This is a genomic window from Shewanella glacialimarina, assembly GCF_020511155.1.
Lineage (GTDB): Bacteria > Pseudomonadota > Gammaproteobacteria > Enterobacterales > Shewanellaceae > Shewanella > Shewanella glacialimarina.
The window spans coordinates 4,047,279-4,063,530 of sequence record NZ_CP041216.1; the positions used below are offsets into that span (position 1 = coordinate 4,047,279).

Annotated in this window: 15 protein-coding genes; 8 read left to right on the plus strand and 7 right to left on the minus strand. The window is 40.0% G+C overall.

Annotation, left to right across the window (positions count from 1 at the left end):
- Positions 1 to 90 precede the first annotated feature (90 nt).
- The gene (locus FJ709_RS17705; RefSeq protein WP_226411618.1) at positions 91 to 780 is read left to right on the plus strand and encodes an excalibur calcium-binding domain-containing protein; all 690 of its coding nucleotides are present in this window, start codon (positions 91 to 93) and stop codon (positions 778 to 780) included.
- A 152-nt stretch (positions 781 to 932) separates the two neighbouring features.
- Here the strand turns inward: FJ709_RS17705 and FJ709_RS17710 are convergent, their stop codons facing one another.
- The gene (locus FJ709_RS17710; protein WP_226411620.1) at positions 933 to 1,934 is read right to left on the minus strand and encodes an AraC family transcriptional regulator; all 1,002 of its coding nucleotides are present in this window, start codon (positions 1,932 to 1,934) and stop codon (positions 933 to 935) included.
- Positions 1,935 to 2,110: 176 nt separating this feature from the next.
- On the opposite strand from FJ709_RS17710, the gene FJ709_RS17715 reads away from it, so the two are divergent.
- The 4 genes from FJ709_RS17715 to FJ709_RS17730 all read left to right on the plus strand — a co-directional run bounded on the left by FJ709_RS17715 (position 2,111) and on the right by FJ709_RS17730 (position 5,951).
- Entirely contained in the window at positions 2,111 to 3,577 is a 1,467-nt protein-coding gene (locus tag FJ709_RS17715; RefSeq protein ID WP_226411622.1) for a flavin-containing monooxygenase, read from the plus strand.
- Positions 3,578 to 3,625: 48 nt separating this feature from the next.
- Positions 3,626 to 4,396, plus strand: a complete 771-nt coding sequence (locus tag FJ709_RS17720) for an SDR family oxidoreductase (protein ID WP_226411624.1) — start codon at positions 3,626 to 3,628, stop codon at positions 4,394 to 4,396.
- 45 nt (positions 4,397 to 4,441) lie between these two features.
- On the plus strand, positions 4,442 to 5,494 hold the full coding sequence (locus FJ709_RS17725; RefSeq protein WP_226411626.1) for an alpha/beta hydrolase: 1,053 nt from the start codon (positions 4,442 to 4,444) through the stop codon (positions 5,492 to 5,494).
- Between the two features lie 178 nt (positions 5,495 to 5,672).
- Positions 5,673 to 5,951 (plus strand): DNA polymerase III subunit epsilon, encoded by a 279-nt coding sequence (locus FJ709_RS17730; protein ID WP_226411628.1) that lies wholly within the window; start codon positions 5,673 to 5,675, stop codon positions 5,949 to 5,951.
- Positions 5,952 to 6,204: 253 nt separating this feature from the next.
- On the opposite strand, the gene FJ709_RS17735 is transcribed toward FJ709_RS17730, so the two are convergent.
- The 5 genes from FJ709_RS17735 to FJ709_RS17755 form a co-directional block, all read right to left on the minus strand.
- Positions 6,205 to 6,957 carry a class I SAM-dependent DNA methyltransferase gene (locus tag FJ709_RS17735; RefSeq protein ID WP_226411630.1) on the minus strand — a complete coding sequence of 251 codons (753 nt, stop codon included), beginning with the start codon at positions 6,955 to 6,957 and terminating at the stop codon, positions 6,205 to 6,207.
- A gap of 173 nt (positions 6,958 to 7,130) precedes the next feature.
- The gene (locus FJ709_RS17740) at positions 7,131 to 9,008 is read right to left on the minus strand and encodes a putative bifunctional diguanylate cyclase/phosphodiesterase (protein WP_226411632.1); all 1,878 of its coding nucleotides are present in this window, start codon (positions 9,006 to 9,008) and stop codon (positions 7,131 to 7,133) included.
- Positions 9,009 to 9,019: 11 nt separating this feature from the next.
- A complete protein-coding gene (locus tag FJ709_RS17745; protein ID WP_226411634.1) occupies positions 9,020 to 10,150 on the minus strand; it encodes an FIST signal transduction protein in 1,131 nt (376 codons plus the stop codon).
- Positions 10,151 to 10,482: 332 nt separating this feature from the next.
- Entirely contained in the window at positions 10,483 to 10,887 is a 405-nt protein-coding gene (locus FJ709_RS17750) for a hypothetical protein (protein WP_226411636.1), read from the minus strand.
- A gap of 750 nt (positions 10,888 to 11,637) precedes the next feature.
- Positions 11,638 to 12,075 carry a hypothetical protein gene (locus FJ709_RS17755; protein WP_226411638.1) on the minus strand — a complete coding sequence of 146 codons (438 nt, stop codon included), beginning with the start codon at positions 12,073 to 12,075 and terminating at the stop codon, positions 11,638 to 11,640.
- A gap of 334 nt (positions 12,076 to 12,409) precedes the next feature.
- Here FJ709_RS17755 and FJ709_RS17760 point away from each other — a divergent pair, with 334 nt between their 5' ends.
- Positions 12,410 to 12,901, plus strand: coding sequence for a TIGR00645 family protein (locus FJ709_RS17760; RefSeq protein ID WP_226411640.1), 492 nt, complete (start codon positions 12,410 to 12,412; stop codon positions 12,899 to 12,901).
- A 533-nt stretch (positions 12,902 to 13,434) separates the two neighbouring features.
- Complete coding sequence (locus FJ709_RS17765; RefSeq protein ID WP_226411642.1) at positions 13,435 to 14,625, plus strand: GGDEF domain-containing protein; 1,191 nt, start codon at positions 13,435 to 13,437, stop codon at positions 14,623 to 14,625.
- Positions 14,626 to 14,669: 44 nt separating this feature from the next.
- Here FJ709_RS17765 and FJ709_RS17770 read toward each other — a convergent pair whose 3' ends face one another.
- Positions 14,670 to 14,906, minus strand: a complete 237-nt coding sequence (locus FJ709_RS17770; RefSeq protein WP_226411644.1) for a helix-turn-helix domain-containing protein — start codon at positions 14,904 to 14,906, stop codon at positions 14,670 to 14,672.
- Between the two features lie 239 nt (positions 14,907 to 15,145).
- Between FJ709_RS17770 and FJ709_RS17775 the strand changes: the two genes are divergently transcribed.
- The gene (locus FJ709_RS17775; RefSeq protein WP_226411646.1) at positions 15,146 to 16,201 is read left to right on the plus strand and encodes a nuclease-related domain-containing protein; all 1,056 of its coding nucleotides are present in this window, start codon (positions 15,146 to 15,148) and stop codon (positions 16,199 to 16,201) included.
- Positions 16,202 to 16,252: the final 51 nt, after the last annotated feature.

Sequence of the window (16,252 nt, forward strand, 5' to 3'; positions counted from 1 at the left end):
AATAGCTAGCTTATTGCCTTTAAAACTCGCTACTATGGCGGCCTACTTAACCTATCAACATCAAACGATGCTTATAAAGGGAATATTGCCATGGAAAGAGGCACATTAGTTCGTTGGAATAACGACAAAGGCTTTGGGTTTATCAAACCAGAAACAAGCAGTGATGTAGATGTGTTTATTCATATTACAACGCTCAAGCACATGGCCAGAAAACCCCTTGTTGGCGATGAGATCCTATTTCATCGTGAGAACCAGCCCGACGGCAAAGTTAAAGCCATAAAAGCCAGTATAGAAGGTGTTGCAGTTATTGCAGGTTCATCACATGCAAAAGTCGCGGACACGCCATTAAGTGGTCCATTTAACCTGCCTTGCAATAATAAAACTCACCACTCGCCGCGCACTTCATCAAGCTCAGTCATTGGCAGAATTATTTTAATACTCGTAGTTCTCAACTTAGCCATATACGGTTTCAACAAATATCAAGACTTCAACGCCGCGCCCATTCCTACCAATGAGGATGCGAAGCAGGCACAGTTGACACCACTCGCCACAATACTGCAGCAAAGTTCGACAACTCGTTTAATACAGCCTAGCTCTATAACGCCTTTGACCACAGAGTCTCGTATAACACCCAATACTTTTCGTTGTGAAGCGGATAAAACCCATTGCAGCCAGATGCGCTCTTGTGCTGAAGCGACATTTTATATCAACAACTGTCCAGGAACGGAAATGGATGGTGATGATGACGGAGTTCCCTGTGAAAGGCAGTTCTGTAATTAAATTTGAGGAATCGGGTCATAGAAAGCAGATTCTGGCTAACAGCCGCTTGCTCCGAGTTATAGGTTATAGGTGTGACTATTTAAATTTGAGGTTTAAAGTCTAAGGTTTGAGATTCTAGCTAGCCTTTAGCTATCAGGAACAGGTAGCTATCGCTATTTTTTTGCCTGCTTGCGATACTGGCTTGGGGTAATGTTTTTGTAACGCTTAAAGCTGTGGCTAAAATTAGCCCCATCACTAAAACCAAGTCGCTCAGCAATTTCATCAAGTTGCATCGGCTTTAGTAACAATTCCTCTGCGATACCAAAACGCACATCATCACGCACTTGGCGCCAACTGGTTTGTTCTAGTTTTAGTTGACGATGTAAAGTGCGAGTCGTGCGGGCCAAATACTGAGCAATGTCTTCCATTGATGCTGTTAAGCCTAAGTGCACTAAGGTGTCTTTGACCAACTTGGCGACAGGTTTCCAGTTTTGTTTTTGTTGCAGTAGCTGGCTGCATTGCGCTTCACATAATCTGGCGGTGGCTTCATTGGCTTTTACCAAGGGTAAATCCAACAGGGGTGCTAGCCCAGAAAAGCCATTATAACTGGCATTAAATTGAATCTCAGCACCGAGTCTTTGCTTTATATCATCAAGGCACAAGCCTAAAGGCTGAGGCGAAATAAACTGCAATTTTATCGGTAAGCCGTTACGTTCAAATACTTCTCGTTGGATCATCGCCGCGCCCAACATATCTCTGACTAACAACAGCTCACCTAACTTACCAGCAATGTCGCACGAGAACCTTAAGGATAAATCGTCGCTAAGCTCAATTAATGTTATCTGAGAAAAAACATAGGTCAAATCTAGATACCGCAAGCCAAATTCAATCGCCTTTCTCGCAGTACTGCTCGCCAATAGGGCATACCCCATAATGCCATAACTGGTCAGGTGATAACGGCAGCCTAATTCCATTCCTACCTTAAATGGGCATTGAGTATTAAGCATTAGGTTATTTAACACCTGTAACTCTTGCTTATCTTCAATCAGCCGCTCATGGTCAGCTAATTGAGCACTGGTTAAACCCGACCCTTGCAGTAAAACATTCTCATCAATACCCAGCTCAATGCCATGGGCAACGATAATCTGCACACTGGTAATAATGCGAAATGTCATAATTGATGGCCGTAATGTCTTAAAATCACAAATATACGTCTATTTAGACGCTAGATCAATCAAGCACAATTTCCTATGCTGGACAGATAACATCATTGGTTAACAATCTTCGAATGATCGTGTAGCGAAATGGCCATTAAAAGTCATAATTAAAAATAACAATCATTGAGGTCCTCATGACCCAAGTTAAACGAAACCCTTCGGTGGTGATCATTGGTGCAGGTATGACGGGCATTTTAATGGCCATCAAACTGCGTCAAGCTGGTATTACTGACATTGTAGTGCTGGAGAAAAAAGGCTCTGTGGGCGGAACGTGGCGCGAGAATACCTATCCAGGTGCGGCCTGTGATGTACCCGCTCACATGTATACCTATTCATTTGAACCCAATCCAAACTGGAGCCGATTTTTTGCCCATGGACCAGAGATTAAACAATATTTTGAACACGTGGCAGATAAGTATGAGGTTAAACGAGACATACGCTTTAACGAAGCGGTTACCGATGCACACTATGCCAATGGCAAATGGACAGTAAAAACCAGCCAACAGCAAACCTATATCGCTGATTTTATTGTGTGTGCCACAGGCATTCTGCACCATCCGCAATTTCCAGACATTCCTGGATTAGCTGATTTTAAAGGCACCACATTTCATACCGCCCAATGGAACCACGACGTCGATATATCAGCCTCAACTCGGGTTGGGGTAATCGGTACTGGGTCAACGGCGGCACAAGCCATTCCTGAGTTGATTAACACTGGTGCTAAGGTCTCGGTTTATCAGCGCACACCACAATGGTTAATGCACTTGCCCGATTTTGCCTTTTCAAAGGCCATCCGAAAACTGATGACTCGCTTTCCCGTCATCACCAAAATCCACCGAAATACTGGTAAGTTTTTTCTAGAACATTTTTTTACCAAAGCGGTAACTGGACACTTTATCCAAAAACATGTGTTAAATTTTTTGTGTAAAGCCAACTTAAGATTAAGCATTAAAGACCAAACCTTACGCGAGAAATTACGCCCTCATTATCAAGTAGGCTGCAAACGGGTCATTATCAACACCACCTTTTATAAAGCCATTCAAAAACCCAATGCTGAGTTAATAACAGAGGCCATTGAGCGCATTACAGCAACGGGGATTATCACTAAAGACGGTAAACACCATGAACTCGATGTATTGGTATTGTCGACAGGTTTTAATGCATTTAATTTTATGCGCCCAATGAATCTAATTGGCCGCAACAATTTGCATATTGATAAAGCGTGGGCTCATAAAATCAAAGCATATCGGTCAATGTTACTCAGCGACTACCCTAACTTCTTTTTAATGCTCGGCCCCAACACCCCCATTGGTAACTTTTCGGTTATCGCCATGAGCGAGGTTCAAACTAACTACGTGATTAAATTGATCGATAAATGGCGTGAGTATCAATTTGATGAGTTTGAAGCTAAGCAACAAGCCATTGACGATTTTAATGCCTACGTAAAAGAAGGGTTAAAGGGCACTAGCTGGGTTGGAGGATGCCAAAGTTGGTATTTAGATGCCGATGGCGACCCCATTTTATGGCCCTACACTTGGCAGCGCTGGGTTGATGAAATGAAACAGCCGCAGATGGAACACCTTAATACCCGGTCATTCTAATTGGCTTATTCACCTTTTCACCAGTACTGATATTAACTAGGTTGGATCATGAATAACAACACGATATTTATTACCGGTGCGGCTTCTGGTATTGGTTTAGCCGCTGCTCGGCACTTTCATAAAAAGGGCTATTGGATCGGTATGGCCGACATCAATTTGGCACAATTAACACAAGCCACCGAAATATGGGATAGAACTCGAATACGCTTGTTTCAGCTGGATGTCAGTGATGTTTCACAAGTACAACACGCTATGGCTAAATTTTGTGCTGAACATAATAATTGCTTGGCTGTATTACTTAACAATGCCGGCATATTGGAAATTGGTCCGTTTGAAGACATCCCTATAGAACATCATCAGCGTACATTAAGTGTCAATGTCATCGGGGTCATGAATCTGTGTCATGCTGCATGGCCATATTTAAAAAATACTGGCACGAGTACTATTATCAATATGTCATCAGCCAGTAGCGATTATGGCGTACCAGAATTAGCCAGCTATTCGGCGAGTAAGTTTGCCGTAAAAGCGCTTACCGAGGCGCTGGAACTTGAGTGGCAAAAGTACGGCATAAGAGTATGTGATGTCATGCCGCCTTTTGTGGCAACCAATATGCTTAAGGCACAGAAACACACCGCCAAAGTCATGCAACGACTCGGTGTGAACATTACTGCTGAACACGTAGTCGCTGTGATTGATAAACAAGTGAAACACCCTAAAACCCATAGAACGGTCAGTGTTTTTTATGGCCTATTGCATAGATTAAGTAACGTATCACCTACGTTTATCAATCGCTTGGTGATGAAGTGGTTAAGTCGATAAACATGTGGTTCTAATCAGTTAACAATAATAAAAAAGGCCATAGAAATGGATAACCTTAATCAACCAACATCATCACTAAACAAACACTCACAAGACAAACAGCTCCAAGCTCCAAAGCTTGAAACCAAGCAATTAATGGCCGCTAAGTGGTTGTCATTATTACCGTTATACAAGTTACCCGTCAGATTATTTAGATATGTATTTTTAATGATGGACCGAATGCTTGGGCTGACTAAAATTAAAATGGATAAGGTTGTCGAGTTAATCATTCCGGTGAGCACCAATCATCGCGGCGATGCCAAAGACACTAGCGATAACCTTCAAATCAATAACACAATCAAGCTACGTATCTATCATCCCAGTGCCAACACACCACCAAAAACCTTAGTGTACTTTCATGGTGGCGGCTGCGCTATTGGCAGTATTAATACCCACGATCACTTTTGCCGTTACCTTGCTAAACACGGCAAGATGAACATCATCTCAGTTGGTTATCGACTGGCCCCAGAACATAAATTTCCAATCCCGATTTGTGATGCCATAGAGGCGTGGAACTATATCAATAACAATCATCAACAACTGAAGATCAATCCACAATATATCGGTGTGGGTGGTGATAGCGCAGGCGGATATCTGGCTTGTATTATCGGCTTAAATTCATTGCAAACCTCGCTACCAGTAAAGGCTAAAGTAACACCTGCATTTCAATTTTTGATCTACCCAATGGTCGACTTGCAAGGCTTAACCGAGTCTTATCGCCGTTTCAATAAGCAGTTAATACTCACCCGCGATCTGATGGATTATTTCAGGCAGCAATACCTAAATTCAATCGATGAAGTCACCCTGCCATTAGTGAGCCCACTGCAAGCAAAAGACATCAGCGAATCGCCAAAAAGTTACATATTAACCTTAGGTTACGATCCATTAAGAGACGATGGCATTGCATATGCCCAGCGCCTAAAAGCGGCAGGCATCAATACACAACACCAGCATTATGACGATTGCATGCATGGTTTTATTTCAATCACAAAGCTCAGTGCGCGCGCTAAACAAGCGACTCATGATATCGCGATAGCCTTAAACAGCTTTAATGATTGATCGTTACAGGTAACAGATGAAGCCACCAACAGATGATAAAGTTTACTCTGACGCCATGTATTGCAGGCTAACAAGCCAACTTATGCTAAAATGCGCCGATCAGCTTTATGAATGTGCATCTCATTTGTTTGACTGAGCGTAGTGAAGCCTACCGTGATTAACTAATGAGGATACAACAATGAGTAAGTTAAATGCCGAAGAGCGTAAAGCTCGAGATAACGATCGTTTTTCAAAACGAGTGGATGAGCGCAGAGTAAAAGGCGAAGATGTCGTTGCGTATGCACTTGCCAATGAAAAAGCGTTTAAGTTTCTAACCAAAGATGAGAAACACAGCCTTAAACAAAGACAAGCTGCACTAGTAGAAGAAGTCAGCATTAAAAAACAGCAACAAACCGAGCTTAAAAACCAGCAAGAATTAGACAAGGTTCAAGCAGAATTTACTGATACCGAACAGTAACCCCTCATCAACAGCCATTGTTACTGATGATGGCTGGCCACATTCAAATGCCAATTTTTATACACTAAAACCTATAAAAATCGGTATTTGAAGCTGGTGAAAATCCACTGGCATGCGGCAAAATTAAATGAGGTCACTCACATTTTAAAAGCCCATGTATAAAAGTTTTACTCTGAACCACTTATTTATTGTCTAAAGATCAACGTTGCATTCCGGTTCACAAGCAATACCGAATGACCGCTAAAAACCTTAACTAATCAATCTCTCGCTTAACACACACAAACAAGGCGTTGCCTGATTCCAAATCCCACGGGATGATTTTGTCGTAATCGTGTTCAAATATTTGCACATCGAAATACGGACTTAACAAGGCTTCGAGTTCAGTAAAACTGGTAGCAACCATCGCATGGGAGTCTTGCCATAACTGCGTTGCCTCACACTGGGTTTTAGCAATACTTAGATTGAGTGCTTGCATCTCACCTTCACCGCTATAATACCAACCCGATTCAAACACAAACTGGCTGCCGTCAAATTCCGCACTATGTTTCACTAACGCTTTGTTATTGATTTTATGCTTATCAACTGAGTTAAAACAAAACAGGCCACCAGTATTTAATGCCTTATGAACGCTTGCAATGCAGGCTTTAAGCGCCTCGGTTCCTGGAGAATAATGAATGGAGTACAAAAAACAGGTGATCAGATCGAGTTTTTGTTCAACATAAAACTCAGTCATATTTTGCAAACTAAACTGCGCTTCAGGACAACGACGCATAGCGATATCGAGCATAGGCTGATTAATATCCAGGCCACTACTTTGAAACCCTAAATCGATGAAATGCCTAACATGCGGACCTGTTCCACAGGCTAAATCTAAATGCTGTTTACCACTGTTACCCAAAAACTGATGCAAGCGTACTATGCTATTGCTTTGCTGCTGGTAGTTAATGTCACAGCACATTAAATCGTAATAACCGGACAAATCGGTGTAAAGGGCATTGGTAGACATAAAATAACATCGACGAGGTTGGTCAATTTAGGGTGGCGCATCATATATCAAATAGTGCAATTGAGAAATAACTAATCAATAAGCACTAACGACTCGCCACTGAATAAGTAAGGTTTAGCATGAAACAACCTCAGTGAATCAGTATCTATACCTTATTACCTTACTCAATCAGGTCAGCCGAGATATAAGGATTCTATCGCCTCTGGCAGCATGGGCTTATACAGATAAAAACCTTGGGCTAAATCGCATTTATAAGTCTTAACGTAATCAAGCATAAATTGGTCTTCCACCCCTTCAGCAATCACTTTTAAGCCTAGGTTATGCCCAATATCGATAATAGTTTTAGCTATCGCTGCCGATGAGCTGCTGCTCTCAACATCTTGTAAGAATGCTTTATCTATTTTGAGATAATGCAACGGCAAAAATTGTAAGTAACTAAATGATGAATAACCTTTGCCGAAATCATCAAGTGCAAAAGTAATCCCATATTGATTAAGCCGTAACATAATTTCTTTTACACTGAATTTATCTTCCATAAAAATCGATTCGGTTAATTCAATAATAAGATATTTACCCTCTAATTTATAATGGGTTAAGGTATCTATTAAATGTGTTATTAGCGCTTCATTTTGAAATTCTAAACAGCTTAAATTAATTGAAATAGCCAGCTCTGTAATGTTTGCATCTCGCCACTTAGCTAACTGTAAGCAGGCTTTAGAAATTACTAAGCAACCTATATCAATAATCAGCCCAGTTTGTTCTGCTATGGGAATAAAAACATCGGGTGGGATCACAACGCCATCTTGCTGCGTCCAACGGCATAACGCTTCAACACTAACCACTTTCATTGTATTTAAATCAACTTTGGGTTGATAGACTAAATGTAAGCTCTGATCTTCGATGGCCTGGCGCAGTGCTTGCTCAACGGCAAGTTGAGTTAATGCCTCTTTTTCAAGTGCCTGACTGTAAAAATGAAAGCTGTTTTTACCCAGTGATTTTGACTCATACATAGCTAAATCTGCTTTACGGATCAGCGAGTTGGCATTGTCATCATCATTAGGGAATAGTGAAATACCAATACTTGAGGTCACAATAAATTGACGAGAACCGATAGTAAAAGGCTGTTTAATCAATGCTAATAAATCTTGGCAAACCTGTTTTACCGTCATTTCTGACTCTATCTTTTCTAAAACAATAATAAACTCATCACCACCTTGGCGGGACAAAGTATCAAATTCTCGTAAGCGTGTCTGAAGTCGTCGAACCACTTCTTTTAGCAGCAAGTCACCTGCGTCATGGCCTTCTGTATCGTTGATTTTTTTAAAGTCATCTAAGTCTAAAAATAACACCGCTAACTTTTTATTTTCTCTTTTACTCGTCGCAATAGAATGGCTAATTCTATCCAATAATAATGCACGATTAGGTAAGCCTGTCAGTGCATCATGAAAAGCATGATATTCAATAGTAGCCTCGTACTGCTTTTGCACTGTCACATCGCGAAAGCACCACACTCGGCCATAAATTTGCTTCTCTTGTATCTGAGGTAAAGACCGGTAATCAAAGAAACGGTTATCGAGTAACTCTATAGTGCCAGTTAAATATTGAAATGGGTCATGTTGAAGACGATCAATAATAGATAACATATGTTGTTTATCTTTAATAATGCTAAGAAACTCTTCCCAATGCGATACAGGTTTAAAGCCTATATCGTCAAAAAAATCCTGCCCCATGGTATTAAATGACAATAGTTCACCATTTAATCCATAAACAAACAAAATCTCACCGGTCGAATTGACCGTCGCATTTAATAAACCAATGGAGTGCTCAAGCTTATCTTGAACCAGTTTCATCTTTGCTAACTGGTCATTTAGCGTTTGATTACGCTCGTTCAACTCATTGGAAATAAGGAATAAAGAACGCTCTAACATTTTTACACTTTGCTCATTTTGAGCATAAGCATCTGATATTGAATTTAAAAAAATGTCATTTTTTGAAATAAACAATTCATCTTTTTGGTTACGTTTGAGCTGACGCAATAGCAATTTATGCATTGTTAATATCACTATGTCTCAGAAAATAACGTGACAGCCATAGTCTGGTTGTGTAAACCACACCGACCAATAGACTTAATAGGCGATATTTCACCATACGAGTAAAAGCCAGAAATAGTACACTGGGTGGGTAAGCCTTGCTTAATGATTTCCAACTCCTCTTCAACCCTTTGCTGTAAAACGAGTCGACGGCCGACACAACTAATTAAAATAGCCAACTCAGGCTGTGCTCCCTCAAAGGAAGAGACAGCATCCTCTGCGGCAAGCTGTGCTCCATCAAGTAAATCTTCATAATTAGAATGCATTAACTGACATGTCGCGCCTGTGGGCATATTACCTGCAAACAACATACTTTTTTGCAATTCATCAATGGATAATATAGTGCGAACCACAGTTTCTTGCTCACCATCGAGTTGCAGTGCTAACGGATAGAGCAATGCAGAAGCAGGCAAGCCGGCAGAAAACTCACCCAAAAACTCTTTATATAAATCAAGAGCTGGCCTTCCATCGAGTTCAAAAAGCACATTGTCTGTCGACTGAGTAATCACCCGTTTAGGCCCAAATGGACGCCAGCCTCCTAGACTACCAAAACCAACAGATAACCTTTCACCATAAAGCCCTACCAGCACAATAAGTCCGCTTTCTATTTGCTGATTATGCCATACCGTGGTTTGACTAAAACGCTCACCATCACCGGCTAAGCCTCCCGTAGCCATAACACCTTTAGGCAGGTGCTGCTGTAAACCATCAACCAGTTCAGAGCCATTAACTAAATGACCATCAGAAATCACGAAAACATGTTTTAACCCATCAAAGCTTAATTGATCGATCAACTGCTTTGCTAATTCAGCACAATGTTCAAATTGATTTATCGAACTGCTGACAACTTGCACCTGAGTATGCTCAAAATCAATCGCTGTAACGCATACACTGTCGTCATATAGACAATCATCTTGAATTTCACCGCTAGTACTACAGCCTACGATTTGCGCGTTTGGAAAAGCACTTGATAACTCACCATTAAGCTTATTGTCTAACATAAGCTCAGGCGAACCAAATACCAACACCAAATTAATAGCTGCATTTTGTAGTAACGGTTTATCCCAATGGTTATTTTGATATATTGTCTGAAAAACGTACATTAGTAGCATCTCACTAAAGAGTTATTCATTAAGTTGTAGCTTAAAACGTTACTGCAAGCAACAGGCATAAAGAAATGGCGCCACACAGGTGAGTCAACTTGTTAATAGTCGTGCTAGCACCCATGCACTTACACCGCCAAAAGGCAAAAAAGCCTCGAAACTTTTAGTGTCGAGGCTTTTTAGTATTCAACATCTGGATGATAAATTCTGATCAACTTAGCTAAGTAAGGCTGCGATTGACCCTAATTAGAAAAATAAAACAAAAAGTTTATAAATCTTTAAACACTAAAATCTACACTCATAGACGCAAATTCAAACAGTCCTATAAATAACTAACGTACCCACAACATAAGCTCGTTAGCATCTACCACCGCAAGCTGCCTTTTAGTTAAGCTTCCTGCTGCGTCAAACAGTAATAACTCAGCCGGTCTAGCACCATGCTTAGCAATAAGTTGATCACCTTCAGGAGTACCCGCTCTGGCCAGAAGAAAGTAAACGTTATCGCCAAGATGTGCTCGGGCTTCATTCATCTGCTCAGTCTGGGTGGTACTCGCAACAAGGTTAGCATCATAGACAAATACTACCGAAGGCTTACCTGTACCGATTTGCTCGTGGGTGGTTTTAAACCCTTTGGGCATCACCATCAGTAATAGCCCAAGCAGCAGCACTACAGATGCAATGACACTTATCGCAACCCAAGGCATTTTACGTGGCATATTTGCAGTATGTGTATCCATGATAATAGATCTCGATTTTAAGAGGTTGAAATACATAATTAAGTCATTCAGTGTAGCGACTTAACCTGAGGCCTAGATTAAAAATCACTGCTAAATTTTGCTAACAAAAAGCATTACTCGTTAAAGATATAAGTGCTGAGGTTATTACACTTACCGTTGAACTTTTGCCCTTAGATGATTATCTAATAGAAATAGTTAAATTTGCGTATCAATACAGTGCTGAATAAATTGGACAATCTTGCATGAAAACTGGCTAACTGCATTTTAGGCTGAGCTAAACTTTGTTTGACTCAATCATGCCTTACTTAAGCTGACGCACGCTATGCAAATATCCACTATTTCCCTATCAGTTTTAAACAAAGGAACTCAACAGTGAACATGTCTCACCTCTATTTGAACATCATAATTTTAACATCATAGTAAACAAGGGCTCAATTGGGTGTTTCAAGTGTTAGACCATCATATTGAAAAGCTTATTATTGATTCACTATTACTCACAAAAGAGGATGTAGGAATTTTAATCCTAAGACAGGTTAGTGTTTTGTAATCTTGCCTTAGCAAGATTGTTATCCATATTGAGACTGACTGTTTTGATACTTGGACCACATGATGCAAGACCACATCATTCAAAGTAGATGAAAACTTAAATCAGGCTAAAAAAGTGGATGAAATGTCGTAAAAGAGGGTTAGTCGCATGAGCCTGTAAATAATTTTCTGTAAAATGCAAACTAACAGCGACTATACAGAAACCTATCTATTTTCGTTTTTTTGCATTTTAAACAGGGTCATCAGTTGTGTGTTGAGCATAGTGATTTGCTGATCTAAGTTTTTTCGCTGCAACTCGGCTTCTTCCGAATTATCACCCATCAACTCCCTACGTTGTGCTTGAAGCTCTTTTATGTCTTCTTTTAACTTATCAATCTTCTTTTCTATTTCAGTGCGCGTATCGACCTTATCACCGTCAGCGGACTTCGAACCACCAGAAATAATTACATTTTTGTCCATCGCCGAACCTAATTCAGCCGACAATTTTTTCTGCCCTTCATTTGAAATAAATACCTTATCTTCAGTATTCGCTGGCTGAGCAAGCGATATACCCAGCGGCGTAATAGTAGGCTTTACTCGTAATTGCCGCTTTTGCAGATTATCTATTATTGAACTAGGTGAATTTAAACCTGAAATATTCAATGGTTGCCCCTTCCAAAGCTGAATAATATTTATATCGACCTTGGCACTTAAACCTTGAAAAACTAGAGATTGATCATTCTCAAAATAACGATAAATTCATTGGAAAAAGTATCGCATCCACTTGAGTTTAATACTAAAAGCCTACCGGCTACATCAAGTGACTTATATTGTGAATATCAAAAATTGAAACAGATTACTACCGCAAAGCTTACTCACGAGACGTCATCAAGCTTGTTACTATATGCAAGCACAGTTAAGGTTCATTATGTTATTATTCAAAAATAGTTAGCTCGATTGATTTCTAGCGTATTTTATCTGAAGGGTTAAGTTTTTTATGGAAAAAGTGTTTGAAAAACTGATGTATGCATCGCGCTGGATAATGGCGCCGATTTATCTGGGATTAAGTCTGGTTTTATTTGCTTTAGGCATAAAGTTCTTCCAGGAGATCTTTCATATCATACCCAATATCTTCAAAATGGCTGAAGTCGATTTAATACTGGTAACCCTATCACTGATCGATATTACGTTGGTCGGTGGTCTGCTCATCATGGTGATGTTTTCAGGCTACGAGAACTTCGTTTCACAGCTGGATGTCGGTGAAGACAGTGAAAAACTGAACTGGCTTGGCAAGATGGATTCAGGTTCGCTTAAAAACAAAGTGGCCGCGTCTATTGTGGCAATCTCATCTATTCACCTACTTAAAGTCTTTATGAATGCCGAAAATATCGAAAACGACAAGATCATGTGGTATCTGCTGATCCACATCACTTTTGTGTTATCGGCTTTTGCTATGGGATATTTGGACAAAATTACGCGTACAAAATAGCAAAAGCAAAACGGGGTTAGAATGTTTGTTCTGACCCCACATAATTCGAGGCGACAAAAAACCATCTGCTTCATCATTTTGAACCATTCTTTGCGCCCCCGCCCAGGGAATAACATCAACCACAAAACCACAGAAACCGTCACTTTCGGATGGCGTTAAGCTTTTCCTATAACAACCATACGGCCAAAAATTATGAGTAATTTATGACCTTAACTATGGCCGCTCTTATTCGGTTATCGGTATAAAAATTGTTATGTTATGGTTTTTATCAACAAACGATCAAAGCTCAGTATTTTTATGCATTTATGAGGTAACAAGTAAGAGGCCTGTCGATAACGCTTGTTTCATATTTACTAACAGTCATACTTGATGAACGATAAATTTGTGCCATGATTTAGTATTAACATCATCCACTTTATGAAGATTATTTTTCATTTATAGTCAGTCTTAAGATTATGACTCAGTTTTTAACATCGTAAATTGCTATCAAGGTTCGCCGTACCGCGTGAGCTCATCAAACACGGAACGTCTTTATGATAAAATACTGGTACAAACAATTTCCTCAATATCCGCCTGATCATCTCGATTACTGGCGCATCCGTTTAATCGAACATTCATTACTCATTACCACCAGCTACTTTTTAATTCTAAGCCTCCTTAATCTGTTTTATTTTGAGAGCTATAAATATGCCTTACTCGATGGTTTCGGATTATTAGTGACATTAGGTATTTACTGTCATTTTCGCAAAACAGGACAGGTAAAAACAACGTCATGGGCTGTCACTATTATGGTTGCCAGCCTAATAATGCTGTTTTTGATCACAGCGAAAGGTTACGCACACTCATTATTTTGGGCAACATTGATCCCACCATTTTCATTTTTTCTTATTGGACGCACATGGGGGACAGTTGTTTCATCAATTACGTTTACCATGTGTGCATTATTAGTCTATCAGCAAATACAACATGCAGAGCCTGTCACGTTTACCATGGGATCATTATTTAACGTTATCGAGGTATGTATTGCGCAAGTATTAATATTTCGATTTTATGAAAAAACCCGCTTTTCGGCCTATCAAAAGCTTGCTCTACGCAACATAGAAATCCAGAAAATGGCCGAAACAGATAAACTCACAGGGTTATATAACCGTGATAAACTCGACGTTATTCTTGATAAATTACTCACCACTCCTGAGGTTAATTCGACTCAAATAACGCCATCGTTGAGTGGAGAAAATAAACAATCGTCATTGGTGGTGGCAAATCAATATTCCATTGATAGTACACCGCAAAACAACGATACATCTTCACATTTACCCAAGTCGACGCAACATATTCAATATCCTATTTCGGTTGCCATCATCGACATCGATCACTTTAAGCGAGTGAATGATAATCATGGTCATCTTGTGGGTGATAAAGTGTTGTGTGAGCTAGCACAATTACTGCAAAGCCAAATGCGCAGTAATGATTTATTAGCACGTTGGGGAGGCGAAGAATTTGTGGTGATATTGCCTAATACCACCTTAGACGATGCAATGGAGTTAAACGAAAGATTACGCCAGTTTATTGCCAGCAATAATATTCAAGGAATGGAGCTAACTATCAGCTTAGGTGTTGCACAATATGAGTTAAAAGACACTGTTCACAGCTTACTAGATCGAGCAGACAAAGCCTTGTACGAGGCAAAGTCAGCTGGTCGTAATCGTGTTGTAGTTGCGTAATATAACACTCTGCATTAAAGACAATTTTACAGTTGTATTTATCATTAGTACCAGCCATTAGAATCAACGTCACTATGTTGTGCCGCCAAAATGTTAATCCCCAGACCATTAAGAATTTTGAACACTGTCGAAATATAAACATCATTGCCTTTCTCAACACGGATCAAAGTCTTTTGGGTCACGCCACACAGCATCGCCGCCACATCTTGAGTCAGTGCCGCTTTGTTTCTGGTTTCTTTAATGAGTAAACCCAAGGATTGTTGATTGAGTGCAGACGTCATAACGTTAGTCCAAAGTGTACTTTGCTACACTTTATTGTGATTTACCCTATTACCACAACAAAAGGTGTAACATTGTACACTTTTACATTATCTAAGTAGCTAAACGAGTTAGAAGTGTTACTTGTTACACTATCGAATCGATTGCGCCCTGCTTTTAAAATTAACACTGGCTTTTTTACCTGCATCATAGATATTATGAGCTTGATTATTATCAAGTTATGAATGGATGCTGTTGGTAAATGATTCTTAAAACTAAAACACTACAAATGACCAAAACGCCGCAAACGATTGCCGGTCAAAAACAAGAACAAGATGTGGCCTTCTTCTTACGCCGCGCATTTAAAGACAACCCTGAAGTACTGGTTATCAACGACTTCAAATTCAGCTTTAATGATGAAACGGCTCAAATTGATCACTTGATCGTATACACCTATGGCTTCGTGCTCATTGAATCAAAAAGCATAAAAGGTCACGTTAAAGTGAACAACCAAGGCGAATGGACACGCAGCTATAACAGTCAATGGTCAGGTATGTCTTCGCCCATCAAGCAAGTTGAGCTGCAACAAGCCTTGTTAAAAGACATGTTGAAACACCATAAGAGTGACATATTAAGCAAGTTACTGGGTATAAAGCAGCAAGGCTTCAATGGACGCTGTTGGCTCCATTTATGTGCGGTATCCAGTAATGCGGTGATAGACCGGAAAACCATGCCCAAAGAGATTTCAGACAAGCTTTTCAAAACTGAATTTTTGGTCGATGAACTCAAAAATATCATGAATCTTAAACACAAATTGCTCCGCTTGGTCAGCGTCGCAGACACCCGACCAGACTTTAGCCAACAAGAACTCAATACAGTCAGCCAATTTCTTATTAACCAACACATCGACTCAAATATTCAGCAAGTTGACACTACTCAAGTTCAACTAAAGCAAATCCAAGCGATACCCAAAAGACCAGAACTAAAACCAGAGCTTGAGCAAGGGCCTAAACCAGCATCAGCGCCCACTCATCATCTAGCTCAATCTACTGCCGCAATACTTGCACCAGTAGCGGTTGTCGCATTAGCGCCAGACCAACACCCCATACTAAGCTGTAAATATTGCGGTGAATCAACACAATACACCCCAATGTATGGCAAGTTCGGTTACTACATCAACTGCAACCAATGCAGTAAAAATACATCGATGAAATTACCATGCCCACAATGCATGAGTAAAAATACTAAAGTCACAAAGCGCAAAGAAACATACACATTGAATTGCGTGGATTGTGGGTTTGAAAAGCAGATTATTTAATCATTAACTGCAAGTAAAGCATAACCTGTAATATTTAGACTAGGACGTCAA